Here is a 12,676-nt window from a genome sequence, read left to right on the forward strand (position 1 = left end):
CTGCTCCTTATTTCTTGTTGCCCTCCCGGCGTACCCGGGGATCCGTAAAGGCATATTCCAAAATACTTTTGACAATAGGCACTGCGGACACGGCACCGTAACTGCCCTGTTCCACAATGCACACCACTACCAGCTGAGGTTTCTTGGCTGGGGCATAGGCGGCAAACCAGCCATGGTCCAAGCCATGGGGGTTTTCTGCCGTACCGGTCTTGCCCGCTACGGCCACCGGCAGGTTCTTCAGGGAAGAAGCGGTACCGCCTTCTTCCGTAACGGCTTCCAGGCCTTCCTGCACCAGTTTCAGGGTAGCCTCCGAAACCGGCAGTTTCCCCTCCTCCACCGGTTCAAAGGTCTGGTCCACACTGCCGTCATCGTTGATGATCTTGCTGACCAGATGGGGCTTAAAGCGACGGCCGTCGGTAGCCACCGCACTCATCATTTCCGCCACCTGAATGGGGGTTGCCAGGGTAAAGCCCTGGCCAATGGCGGTATTGAAGGTATCCCCCAAATACCAGTCTTCGTCAAACACTTTCTTCTTGTATTCCGGCGTAGCAATAAGCCCCTCGGCTTCCCCGTGAAGGTCAATGCCCGTCCGCTGTCCAAAGCCAAAGTCCTTGGCGTATTTGTCAATCAGATTGATGCCCAGTCGGTTGCCCATTTCGTAGAAGTACACGTTATCGGAAGCCGCCAGGGCCCGTTTGAAGTTGATATACCCCAGGGCTTCCCCGCCGGCGTTGCGCATATCAATCAGCCAGTGCCGGCCGGAGTCGTAGATCAGTTCGTCCGGAGTTACCTTCTTTTCTTCCAATGCCGCCGAACCGGTGACAATCTTAAACGTAGAACCGGGAGGATATTCCCCGGCAATGGCCTTGTCGGTCATGGGATGGAAAGGGTCCGTATTCAGGTAGTTCCAGTTCTTTTCGCTGATGCCGTTCACAAACCAGTTGGGGTCAAAGCCCGGCCGGGAGACCAGGGCCTTCACTTCCCCGTTGTTGGGGTCCAGCACCACCACGGCGCAGCCCCGGGCCCCAATGGCCTTCAGCTGGCGGTCCACCGCTTCTTCCGTGATTTTCTGGAGCTTGGCATCGATGGTGAGCACCAGGCCCTCCCCGGGCTTGGGCTCCACCTTATCCATGACCTGGACCACACGGCCCACCACGTCCACTTCTTCCCGGTAGCTGCCGTCTTCCCCTCTCAGGTTGGCGTCATAGTAGCTTTCCAGGCCTGCCTTGCCGATAATGTCCCCGGCTTTCAGGTCGCTGTACACCCCTTGTTCAATTTCGTAATCGCTGACTTCCCCCACATACCCCAGTACGTGGACGGCCAGCTCCTTGTTGGGATAGTACCGCACCGGCTGCACTTCCACCATTACCCCGGGCAGGTAGCGCAGATTTTCTTCAATCTTGGCCACCACTTCCGGAGAAGCATTCCGTACCAGCCGGATGGGTTCCGCCCCTACGGAATGGAGCTTGATGGTATCCTGGATTTTCTCCATGGGCAGGTTCAAAATAACGGACAACCGCTCCAGAGTTTCCTTGTTGTAGCCGTCGGAACGGCGCACTAAGGAAATCATAAAGCCCGGCTTGTTGTTGGCCAGTTCTTCCCCGTTGCAGTCGTAGATAATGCCCCGGGGGGCCACAATCCGGGTGTAGCGGGTCCGGTTCCCTTCTGCCTGACGGCTGTAGTAGCTGCCCCGCAGGATTTGCAGGTAGAACATCCGCCCAATCAGGATGCAGATAATGATAACGCCGGAAAACAGCAGGAATTCCAGACGGTAAGCAAACTTTTTATTCAGCACAGCGTTTCTCCTACAGATGATAATAATAATCCATCCGACTGTGGAGCCGTTGTTTCAGCTTGTGGTACAAAAACCACATGACCGGGGCACAGATCAGATTCCAGCCTATACTTTTCACCGTCAGCACCAAAAACGGCCAAAAAGGGAGCCACCTGCCCTGCATGAAGCACAAAAACAGGGAGGTTGCCACCCGCAAAAGCAAGGTTACCATAAAGGTCAAAATCAAATAGGTGGGCAGCCGGTCTGCAAACATATTCAGCCGGTTCTTTCCCACCACGTAGCCGATAAAGGCCCGGGTCACCATATGCCAGCCAAAATAGCTGAACGTGACCACATCCAATAATGCACCAATACCCAGTCCGTAGAACGTGCCGCCCCGCTCTCCCTGGTCCAGCGCGTAGAGCAGGAGGAAGAGCAGCAGCAAGTCAGGAGACTGGGTGGTGGTGAAAAACATAAACCAATGATTTTCCAAACTAAACAAAAACAGGGTAAAAAACAGCCAAGCCAAGGCGCGCAGGATCATGATCTGCCTCCTTTGGAAGCGGGCACATCAGGGTCCTTCCCTTCCTCCCGGAGGAAATCTGCAAACCCATGGAAGTTGGTAATGACCAGGGCTTCCTCCAAATGGGCATAATCCACCGCTGGAGCAATGGAAGCACTCTTAGTCAGGCCCCCAGGGTCCATGCGGACTTCCTCAATGGTGCCAATGATGATGCCTCCAGGATTGTAGCCGCTGTAACCGCTGGTCACAATGGTATCCCCCGGCAGCACATCTGCGTTCCGAGTCAAGTTCCGCATTTCCAGCTGCTGGTCCGGCCCGGCCACGCCGTTGACGATTCCCGCCGCCCGAGAATCTCCCCGGAGGTTCAGGCCGCCAATCCGGCTTCTGGGGCTGGAAATCAGCAGTACTTTGGCCATATGGGGATACACCCCATCGATAATGCCTATCAGGCCGGAGCTGTTCACCACCGGCATATTCATCTGGAGGCCGTCGTCGCTGCCCTTATCAATCAGGATCACGTCCTTGAAATCCCCCAGGTCCCGGCTGATGACCTTGGCCGGGGTGGTCTGCCAGGCAGGATGAAGTTCCGTAAACTTCAGCAGTTTGGCCAAGCGGACATTTTCCGCCTTCATGGCCAAAAGCTCTGCGTTGCTTTGGCGCAACTCCTCATTTTCCCGTTTCAGGTCCTTGTTTTCCTTGGCCACCCCATTGCGGTTCGTCAAGAAGTCGGAGGCCCCCTGTACCCCTTTGCCCAGGCCGCCCACAATAAAGTTCACGGGCCGGGAAAGGGTGGAAAGCACGGTGTTGCCCGCTGCAAAATGATGCAGCAGGTCCCAGCCTACGCCGCCCAGTACCAGGACAATGGCAGCCACCACTGCCAGCCGTATTTTTCTCTCCTTCTTCATTACCACTCGTCGCTTTCTCATTTGCTCCCCGCCGGTCGATGTCCCTTATGGAACAGATTCATATTTTCCGCAGCTCGTCCTGTGCCCAGGGCCACACAGCCCAGGGCGTTTTCGGCCACCACTACCGTCAGACCCGTTTCCCGGGTCAGTACCCAGTCCAGGTCCCGCAGCAGGGCGGCCCCGCCGGTGAGCACAATGCCCCGATCCAGCACATCTGCCGCCATTTCGGACGGCATCTGTTCCAGGGTTCCCCGAATGGTCTCCACAATGCTGCGCACCGGTTCCAATAGGGCTTCCCGGACCTGGTTCTGATCCAAAAGGCGGCTTTGGGGGAGCCCTGTCAGCAGGTCCCGGCCCCGGATTTCCATCACAGCGCTGGGGGTTGTTTTTCGCAGGGTTCCAATTTCAAGCTTGATGGTTTCCGCCATCTGTTCACCGATAAGAAGATTATACTTTTTCTTGATAGCCCGTACAAGAGCATCATCCATTTCTGCGCCGCCCAGCCGGAGGGTTCGGGAGAAGACAATCTGGCCCAGGGAGATGACCGCCACTTCCGTGGTGCCGCCTCCCAGATTCACCACCATAAGCCCGGTGGCTTCCTTAATGGGCAGGCCTGCCCCCAGAGCCGCAGCCAAAGGTTCTTCCAGCAGGTAGGCTTCCTTGACCCCGGCTTCCAGGGCCGCATCGATGACCGCCCGTCGTTCCACATTGGTCACTCCGCAGGGCACGCTGATCACCGCCCGGCTGCGGACAAAGGAACGCTTTTGGAGAGCCTGCCGGAGCAGGTGCCGCAGCATCACCGCCGCCAGTTCAAAATCGGCAATTACCCCGTGGCGCAGGGGCCGTACCGTACTGATGCCCTGGGGCGTCCGGCCCACCATCTGTTTGGCAGCCTTGCCCACCGCCAGTACCTTGCCGGTACGGTCATCCACCGCCACCACGGACGGTTCCTGGAGGGCGATTCCCTGGTGCTTCAGGCAAATCAGGGTATTGGCCGTACCCAAATCAATGCCCACATCCGTATGCAGCGAATCAAAAAATTCCAGCATGGGTTTCCCCTCCCTTTCTTTTCTATATTTCCGGCAGCTGCCGGCCTAAATCAAATCATGTTCCTTAAAACTATAGTAGACCCCATCCCCGATGACCAAATGGTCCACCACGGGAATGCCCAAAATTTCTCCGGCCTTGACCAGGGTCCGGGTCAGGTCCCGGTCTTCCTGGCTGGGCGTGGGATCCCCGGAAGGATGGTTGTGCACGGCCAAAAGGGCCGCTGCATGATGCACCACCGCCGGAGCAAACACTTCCCGGGGATGGACCACCGACGCGTTCAGGGAGCCTTGGGAGATTTCCTTGATGGCCGTTACCCGCCCTTTGCTGTTGAGCAGGATTACCTGAAAATGTTCCTGGTTTTCGTGGCGCAGCCGGCTCATCACCAGCATGGCCCCGTCTTCCGGGCAGCGGATCAGGCCCATTTTGGGCTTGCTGTTGGCGGCCACCCGGCGGCCCAGCTCCAGGGCAGCCATAATCACCGCCGCCTTGCTGGGACCCAGCCCATGAACCACCGTCAGTTCCTGCAGGTCCTGGGTCCGGGCCAGGGCTTCATCCTTCAGCAGGTCCCCTACCAGTTCTCCGGCAATATCCAGGGCCGACCGGCCCTTGGTGCCGCTGCCAATGAGAATGGCCAAAAGTTCCCGAGGGGTCAGGGCCTGGGGTCCCAGCGCCAGCATTTTTTCACGAGGCCGTTCCTCCGGCAGCATTTCCTTGATCAAATAGTGTGTCATCTTGCATCACGTCCATTTCTGCGAATAGTGTAAGTAAAGTTGCTAAGGGAAGTCCTACCACATTACTGTAGGACCCGTGTATAGTGGGTATAAAAAGTGCTGCTTTTCCCTGAATGCCGTAGGCTCCGGCTTTATCCAGGGGTTCCCCAGTACCAATGTACCAGGCGATCTGCTGGTCCGTCAAGGGTGCAAAAGTCACCTCTGTCACGTCCACCCGGGCTTTCTCCTGCCCCCGGTAAAACAGGGCTACCCCGGTAAGTACCTGATGGGTCCGGCCGCTGAGCAGCCGCAGCATCCGGGCAGCGTCCTTGGTATCCTGGGGTTTGCCCAGGATTTTCCCGTCCACCGCTACCACCGTATCGGCGGCAATCACCAGAGCTGAAGGGTTTTCCTGGGAGGCCACAGCCCGCCCCTTGGCCAGAGCATTGTGCAGCACCAGATCCTCCGGAGAAGCGCTTTCCTTCAGTTCTTCGCAGTGGCTTACCACCACCCGGGGATTCAGGCCCGCCTGACGCAGCAGTTCCAGCCGGCGGGGAGAAGCAGAAGCCAAAAGTATCTCCATAGGTCCTCCTTATAACTTGTTATAAATAATGGCTCCCAGCACCATGCCAACAATCGCCACCAGGTTGGGAGAAAAGGTAAAGCCGATGGTCAGCTTGGCAATGTACAAATCCACATCCACCGGCGGCACGGAAATAATCTGGTACTGCCGCACCAGGGTATCCGTAATGGGGCCCAGTACTTGGGACGCCTGGAGGCTTTCTGCCACAAGCCCTCCCATCACAGCCCCTGCCGCCAGGGCTCCTACCAGCCACAATCCATTTTTTGCGCCCAGCATGCTTATTCCTCCTCAGAAGAAACCGGGTCGTCCACACCAGGAATCATCCCATCGCTGTAGTACCCGGTAACGGTCCACTGGGCACCCCGGGGATTGACCACCTTGCGAAAATTCCGGGCGTAGTTCCAGCCCAAAAGCAGCCAGATAACAGTGCTGCCCAGCACCACCTGCCACTGGGGCAGGGGGAAAAAGTGGGCCATAGCCCGTCCAAAAGCCGCCCCGGCCACTGCGGTCAGCACAGGAATGCCCCGGGCAATGAGTTTGGCCTTGCCAGCTTCTACTTCCTGGCGTTCCACCAGGACCCGCATTCCCCGCTTGGCTTCGCAGGCGTTCCAGCAATCCAGCTGCTTGGGGCGCTGCTCCCCTGGCTTTTGTTCAATTTTTACTCGTGCCTGCTGGCCATGAATGGCCACCACGGTTCCAATATACGTATTCACAACCATTCTCCTTTATTCCGGGAATTGCAGGTACTGCTTGGGGTACCGCTCTGCCAGCAGCTGCATCAGCTTACCGCTGGATTTGAACAGCAGGGCGCACAATTTGCCGTTCTCCCTATACACCAGGATCCGCTGGGGATTGGGATCGATGGAAGAATAGCGGTGCACATACTTTTTGATGGCAGTTTTGCGGAAAAAGCTCCGCTTATACTGATTGGAAAAACTTTCCATATCTTTTAAATGGACGGTCATCCGGCGCTCAATGCCCAGGCCATACATAATCACCCGCAGGTCCTTGCCGGTAAGCACCACCGTATAATCAAACATACAGCGCCAGCACCACAGGAGCAAAAACAGCACATTGTAGCCCCAGCCCATCAGGCTGAACTGGTACAGGGCAAAGGTATGGTACCCTTCGTAGGCCCAAGAAATGCCAATTACGGCCAGGGCCGCCCACTGCAAATACCGTCGTTCCTTACTGACTGTTGAATATTCCTTGTATTCTTCCACGTGTTTCTCCTTCATTTCTTCATTCCTCACCTAAAAATCCTTAACTTCCTTATTATATCAAAATTTACCCGTAAAGTAAGGCATTTCTTGGGATTCTGGGGAATTTCGGGAAAGAGCCGGGAAATTTCTGTTCCGTCCCTTGGTAAAGTATCGGTATGGGCCTGAAGCAGAAGGGCTGCCTGACAAAACAAGGCCCCTTCTCTTTAAAAGGAGCCTTGTTTTTGCGTTAACTCATTAAAAAAAGTGGTTATGACATTTCTGTCATAACCACTTTTCAGGTTAAAGCTTATTGTGCAGGTCCAATCATTGCCAGCATGGTACCAGCAGCAACTGCCGTACCAATTACACCAGCCACGTTGGGGCCCATAGCATGCATCAGCAGGAAGTTGCCAGGGTTGGCCTGTTGTCCCACAATCTGGGAAACACGGGCAGCCATAGGCACTGCGGATACACCGGCACTGCCGATCAGCGGGTTGGTCTTGCCACCGTCAACGATGCACATCAGTTTACCGAAGATAACGCCAGTAGCAGTACCACCGGCGAAAGCAACCAGGCCCAAGAAGATAATCAGCAGGGTTTGGGTGGTCAGGAAGCTTTCAGACTTCATGGTCAAACCAGTACCAGTAGCCAGCATAATGGTAACCGTGTTCATCAAAGCATTTTGTGCGGTATCGGACAGACGGTCCATACAGCCGGATTCAGTGAACAGGTTGCCCAGCATCAGCATACCGATCAGAGAGCAAACGGAGGGCAGCAGCAGGGAGATGAAAATGGTGCACATAATCGGGAAAACCACTTTTTCGAAGTGGGTTACCGTACGCAGCTGAGCCATTTTGATCTGACGGTCTTTCTTGGTGGTGAACAGCTTCATGATAGGAGGCTGAATCAGGGGAACCAAGGACATGTAGGAGTAAGCAGCTACAGCGATTGCGCCCAGCAGATGGGGAGCCATCTTGGTTGCCAGGTAAATGGAAGTCGGGCCGTCAGCACCACCGATGATGCCGATAGCAGCAGCTTCACGCACGTTGAAGCCCAGCAGCATTGCACCCAGCAGGGCAACGAATACGCCGGCCTGGGCAGCTGCGCCCAGGAGCAGGGTTTTGGGGTTGGCAATCAGGGGACCGAAGTCGGTCATGGCGCCTACGCCCATGAAAATCAGCGGCGGGAATACTTCGTATTTGATACCGCCCAGGATCAATTGCATTACACCAGGATCGGTTTCGAAACCGGTGCGGGGTACGTTAGCCAGCAGGCAGCCGAACGCAATCGGGGTCAGCAGCAACGGCTCGAAACCCTTTACGATTGCCAGATACAGCAGGACACAGCCTACCAGCATCATGATGGCATTGCCTGTGGTAAAAGCCACGAAGCCGCTGTCGTTGATGACAGAAGCAAGGGCTACCAGAAAAGCATCCATATTTTAATATCCTCCTTTAGATTGGTGGCGCAAGGAATTAGAGAATTACCATTACGTCGCCAGTAGCAACGGTGTCACCAGCGTTTACGCGAACGTCGGTAACGGTGCCATCTTCAGGAGCCATAATTTCATTCTGCATTTTCATGGCTTCCAGAATCAGCAGGACATCGCCAGCTTCAACTTTGTCGCCAGGTTTAACGTTTACGGACAGAACCTTACCAGGCATAGGAGCTTCGATGGTGTTGGCACCAGCAGGAGCAGCCGGGGCAGCAGCAGGAGAGGGAGCAGCGGCAGGAGCCGGAGCAGGAGCAGCAGCAGGAGCAGCAGGAGCGGCTACAGGAGCAGCAGCTACAGGAGCAGCAGCGGCAGGAGCAGCAGGAGCAGCAGGAGCTGCGCTTACAGTACCGCCAACTTCTTCAACTTCCACTTGGTATACAGTGCCATTTACGTTAACATTGAACTTTTTCATTAGAAAACCCTCCTCGAATTTTGGAAAAATAGAATGTGGTCCATCACGAATCGCCCCTCAACGATTCCTTAAAAGAAATGATGAGGCAGAGCCATAGGTTCCATCATTTTCTTATGCTGTGCGATAGCGGCCATCAGGGCGGCTGCAACAGCATCATCTTCGTCCTGTACCATTGCCAGGACAGCGGCGATAGCCGCTACTTTTTCTTCTTCCTGCCGTTTGTTGGCAGCAACGGAAGGAGCCGGCTTAGCAGCTACAGGCTTTTTTTTTGCGGCAGCTTTCTTTTTTGTCGGGTCAATCATATGGATGATGGTCATCATGATGCCCAGTATAATCAGCACGCCGAACACGATTGTCATGTTGATCACGGCAATCAGCCACGGGTTGTCGGTCATGTACGTCACCTCGCTTTCCTCTAAATGGAAAAAATGGTTTATATCAAAATCCCAGCGGAACGGATGCTTTTGCTTGGCAAATTGCTTCCCGCTTCGATTTCAACATACAAACAAGCAGCACGCTGCGAAAACCAAGGTAGAGAGAGATGAGTAGCGCCGCGGGCGATTGGCCCGTATGCGGCTCATGAGCCTCTAGAAACTGCAGCTGAAGGGCAGTCTAGACACTGCATTTGAATTGTGTAGACAGGTTATTTTTTCTTCGTTGGATCGATTGCATGGACAAGGGTCATCATAATGCCCAACACAATCAGCACGCCAAAAACAATCGTCAGATTGATGGCTGCAATAAGCAACGGATTCTCTGTCATTACCTCACCTCTCTTTCCTCTTGGTCGTTTTGTGGGTCAAGGGGTGCGCAGCACCAAATTACAGCGGGATATTGCCGTGCTTTTTCTTAGGACGGTCTTCCTGCTTGCTCTTGAGCATGCGCAATGCTTTAATCAGGGTAGGACGGGTGGTCTTCGGTTCGATGACCATTTCCACCATACCATGCTTAGCAGCGTAATAAGGGGTAGCGAAGTTGTTGATGTATTCTTCCGTCTTCTGTTCCACATCGGGATCATGACGGAAAATAATCTTGGCAGCGCCTTGGGGTCCCATTACGGCAATTTCTGCCGTGGGCCAGGCGATAACGTGATCGGCACCCAGGTCTTGGGCACACATGGCCAGATATGCGCCGCCGTAAGCTTTCCGGGTTACCAGGGTAATCTTGGGAACGGTTGCTTCACAGTAGGCGTACAGCATTTTGGCACCGTGGCGGATAATGCCGCCGTATTCTTGGTCCGTACCGGGCAGGAACCCAGGCACGTCCACGATGTTGATCAGGGGAATCCGGAACGCATCGCAGAAACGGATGAAGCGGGCAGCCTTATCCGAAGCGTTGATGTCCAGGCAGCCGGCCATAATCCGGGGCTGGTTGGCAATGATGCCCACCGTAGAGCCGTCCAGACGGGCCAGGCAGGTGATGATGTTCCGGGCATACATCCGGTGGGGTTCCACATACTCCCCATTATCCACAATGCTACGGATAACCTTGTACATATCGTAGGGCAGGTGGGAACCATCGGGGATGATGGTGTTCAGGGACTCATCCATCCGGAAAGCGCTGTCGCCGGTGTCGTACACAGGCGGGTTTTCCCGGTTGTTGGAAGGCAGGAAACTCAGCAGGTACCGGATCTGTTCCAGGCAGTCTGCATCGTTTTCGGCCGCAAAATCAGCTACGCCAGAGCGGGTGCTGTGGGTAAAGGTACCACCCAGGTCTTCCTGGCCCACATCCTCGCCGGTAACGGATTTCACCACTTCCGGTCCGGTAATGAACATCTTGGAGCTTTTCTTCACCATGTAGATGAAGTCCGTCAGGGCCGGGCTGTACACGGCGCCGCCGGCACAGGGTCCCATGATGGCGGAAATCTGGGGGATTACCCCGGAGGACATGGTATTCTGCTTGAACATCTTACCAAAGCCTGCCAGGGCATCCGTGGCTTCCTGAATGCGGGCACCGCCGGAATCGGCCATGCCCACAATGGGAGCTCCAGTTTTTAAAGCCATTTCTTGAACTTTTGCAATTTTATTGGCGTGCATTTCGCCCAAAGAGCCACCTTCTACGGTGAAATCCTGTGCGAAAACAAATACTGTGCGACCGTTAACCGTGCCATAACCAGTTACTACACCGTCTCCAGCCAGATATTTCTTTTCCTGTCCGAAATTGGTGCACCGGTGTTCTACGAATTTATCCAGTTCCACGAAACTGCCTTCATCCAAAAATGCGGCAATCCGTTCCCGGGCAGTCATTTTGCCAGAGTCATGCTGCTTGCCGACTCTCTTGGCACCGCCGCCGGCTTCGATTTTTTCGTAGCGGGCAAACATATCATCGATTTTTTCTTGTGTTGTCAAATACACGCACCTCCTCAAACATGATTATTTATGCGAAAAACCAAAACACGGTAATTGTAACATAAATATCATTGTGTTGCCACATGTTTTCGGAAAATTGGGTTTTACTTCACTTCCATGGTGCCAGTTTTCAGTAGACGTTCATGGAAGGAGAACGCTTCTTCCAGGATGTGCGGGGTCTGGCTGTTATGGCAGGCTACGCAGGCCCGTTCAAAGTAATCCTTCAGCAGGGGCTGGTATTTGGGGTTGGCAATCTTGTCGATGATGATGGGTGCTCTTTCTTTCGGGGACAGGCCGCGCAGGTCGGCAACGCCCCGTTCGGAAACGATAATGTCCACATCGTGTTCGGTGCTGTCGATATGGGAGCAGAAGGGAACCACGGAGCTGATCTTGCCGCCCTTGGCCATGCTGTTGGTAAAGAATACCGTCAGGTAGCCGTTTCTGGCAAAGTCACCGCTGCCGCCGATACCGTTCATGATGTTGGTGCCGCAGATGTGGGAGGAGTTGATGTTGCCGTAGATATCGCATTCAATGGCGGTGTTCATAGCAATAACGCCCAAACGGCGCAACACTTCCGGGTTGTTGGAAATTTCCTGCGGACGCAGGATCAGGTGTTTCTTATATTTGTCAAAGTTCTTGTACAGTTTTTCCATATACGGAGCGGACGGGGTCAGGGAAGCGCCAGAAGCCACTCTCAGCTTGCCGGCATCAATCAGGTCGAACATCCCGTCTTGGATAACTTCCGTAAATACGGTCAGGTCCTCAAAATCGGAGTTTACCAGGCCGTTGATAACAGCATTGGCTACAGAGCCTACGCCGGATTGCAGCGGCAGCAGGTTCTTGGGCAGACGGCCGGCCTTGACTTCTGCCTTGAAGAAGTCTACCAGGTTCTGGCCCATAGCCCGGGCATCGTCGTCTACGGCAGACAATTTGCTGGGTTTATCCGGAATGTCGCAGGGAACAATGGCCGCTACCTTGTCCAGGTCGCAGGGAATGTACGGAGTACCAATCAAATCTTCCGGCTTTTCAATGGGGATGATTTTCCGGTACGGAGGATCCAGGGGAACGTAGCAGTCATGCATACCTTCCAATTCCACCGGCTGGGTCACATTGACTTCGATGATGACCTTCTTGGCGCTCTGCACATAGCCGCAGCTGCCGCCCAGGCTGGTGGTGGGGATGATGCCGATTTTGCCCTTGCCCAGGTCTTTGATGGCGCAGGCTTCAATAATGGCCACATCGACATCCCGGCGTTCCGGCAGGAAGCCAAAGCGAGCCAATTGGTTGAAATGGCTGATGTGGGCATCCACGTATTTAATTTGGCCATTATTGATGGCATTCCGGCAGGTCTTGTCGGTTTGGTACGGCATACGGTTGCCTACAATACCGGCGTTGACCATTTCCGTATCGATTTCCGGACCAGCTAATACCGTCCATACGTTAACCTTGAAGGGTTCCTTCTTGCCTCTTTCCGCCAGAGCCAAGGGCAGTGCCTTGGGATAGCCGGAGGGCGTGAAACCGCTCATGCCCAGGTTCATGCCATCTTGGATAATTTCGGCGGCTTTTTCAGCCGTGGTGATTTTGCTCAGTGCTGCTGCACAATGGACTCGATCGTTAATATTGATCATTTGCAATTCCTCCCGTTTTGCCTGTTGCCAGGCGCAGTGAAATTTG

Annotated in this window: 14 protein-coding genes; all 14 read right to left on the bottom strand. The window is 54.6% G+C overall.

From position 1 onward, the window contains the following. Positions 1 to 7 precede the first annotated feature (7 nt). Complete coding sequence (gene mrdA / locus LKE88_RS07450; protein WP_105326302.1) at positions 8 to 1,795, bottom strand: penicillin-binding protein 2; 1,788 nt, start codon at positions 1,793 to 1,795, stop codon at positions 8 to 10. A 10-nt stretch (positions 1,796 to 1,805) separates the two neighbouring features. Next, complete coding sequence (gene mreD / locus LKE88_RS07455) at positions 1,806 to 2,318, bottom strand: rod shape-determining protein MreD (protein WP_118286727.1); 513 nt, start codon at positions 2,316 to 2,318, stop codon at positions 1,806 to 1,808. After that, positions 2,315 to 3,223, bottom strand: coding sequence for a rod shape-determining protein MreC (gene mreC / locus LKE88_RS07460; protein ID WP_231086358.1), 909 nt, complete (start codon positions 3,221 to 3,223; stop codon positions 2,315 to 2,317). Before mreC ends, mreD begins: the two co-directional genes overlap by 4 nt. Beyond that, complete coding sequence (locus tag LKE88_RS07465) at positions 3,220 to 4,251, bottom strand: rod shape-determining protein (protein WP_105326305.1); 1,032 nt, start codon at positions 4,249 to 4,251, stop codon at positions 3,220 to 3,222. The genes mreC and LKE88_RS07465 overlap by 4 nt, the downstream gene beginning before the upstream one ends. 45 nt (positions 4,252 to 4,296) lie before the next feature. After that, on the bottom strand, positions 4,297 to 4,983 hold the full coding sequence (radC, locus tag LKE88_RS07470; RefSeq protein ID WP_231086360.1) for a RadC family protein: 687 nt from the start codon (positions 4,981 to 4,983) through the stop codon (positions 4,297 to 4,299). After that, the gene (locus tag LKE88_RS07475; protein ID WP_105326306.1) at positions 4,934 to 5,545 is read right to left on the bottom strand and encodes a Maf family protein; all 612 of its coding nucleotides are present in this window, start codon (positions 5,543 to 5,545) and stop codon (positions 4,934 to 4,936) included. The genes radC and LKE88_RS07475 overlap by 50 nt, the downstream gene beginning before the upstream one ends. Before the next feature lie 9 nt (positions 5,546 to 5,554). Next, the gene (locus LKE88_RS07480) at positions 5,555 to 5,821 is read right to left on the bottom strand and encodes a DUF4321 domain-containing protein (RefSeq protein ID WP_105326307.1); all 267 of its coding nucleotides are present in this window, start codon (positions 5,819 to 5,821) and stop codon (positions 5,555 to 5,557) included. Between the two features lie 2 nt (positions 5,822 to 5,823). After that, positions 5,824 to 6,258: a SoxR reducing system RseC family protein gene (locus LKE88_RS07485; protein ID WP_105326308.1), complete on the bottom strand. Its 435-nt coding sequence runs from the start codon at positions 6,256 to 6,258 to the stop codon at positions 5,824 to 5,826. 12 nt (positions 6,259 to 6,270) lie between these two features. Next, positions 6,271 to 6,783: a hypothetical protein gene (locus LKE88_RS07490; RefSeq protein ID WP_105326309.1), complete on the bottom strand. Its 513-nt coding sequence runs from the start codon at positions 6,781 to 6,783 to the stop codon at positions 6,271 to 6,273. A gap of 271 nt (positions 6,784 to 7,054) precedes the next feature. Next, entirely contained in the window at positions 7,055 to 8,185 is a 1,131-nt protein-coding gene (gcdB, locus tag LKE88_RS07495; protein WP_276803220.1) for a sodium ion-translocating glutaconyl-CoA decarboxylase subunit beta, read from the bottom strand. A 37-nt stretch (positions 8,186 to 8,222) separates the two neighbouring features. Next, positions 8,223 to 8,654, bottom strand: a complete 432-nt coding sequence (gcdC, locus tag LKE88_RS07500) for a sodium ion-translocating glutaconyl-CoA decarboxylase subunit gamma (RefSeq protein WP_105326311.1) — start codon at positions 8,652 to 8,654, stop codon at positions 8,223 to 8,225. 68 nt (positions 8,655 to 8,722) lie between these two features. Continuing rightward, positions 8,723 to 9,049 carry a sodium ion-translocating glutaconyl-CoA decarboxylase subunit delta gene (gcdD, locus tag LKE88_RS07505; RefSeq protein ID WP_105326312.1) on the bottom strand — a complete coding sequence of 109 codons (327 nt, stop codon included), beginning with the start codon at positions 9,047 to 9,049 and terminating at the stop codon, positions 8,723 to 8,725. Between the two features lie 426 nt (positions 9,050 to 9,475). Then, on the bottom strand, positions 9,476 to 10,975 hold the full coding sequence (gene mmdA, locus LKE88_RS07510; protein ID WP_199614499.1) for a methylmalonyl-CoA decarboxylase subunit alpha: 1,500 nt from the start codon (positions 10,973 to 10,975) through the stop codon (positions 9,476 to 9,478). Positions 10,976 to 11,106: 131 nt separating this feature from the next. Continuing rightward, positions 11,107 to 12,630, bottom strand: a complete 1,524-nt coding sequence (gene scpC, locus LKE88_RS07515) for a succinyl-CoA:acetate CoA-transferase ScpC (protein WP_105326314.1) — start codon at positions 12,628 to 12,630, stop codon at positions 11,107 to 11,109. Positions 12,631 to 12,676: the final 46 nt, after the last annotated feature.

Origin of the sequence: Acidaminococcus hominis (assembly GCF_022484025.1) — a bacterium.
Classification (GTDB): Bacteria; Bacillota; Negativicutes; order Acidaminococcales; family Acidaminococcaceae; genus Acidaminococcus; species Acidaminococcus hominis.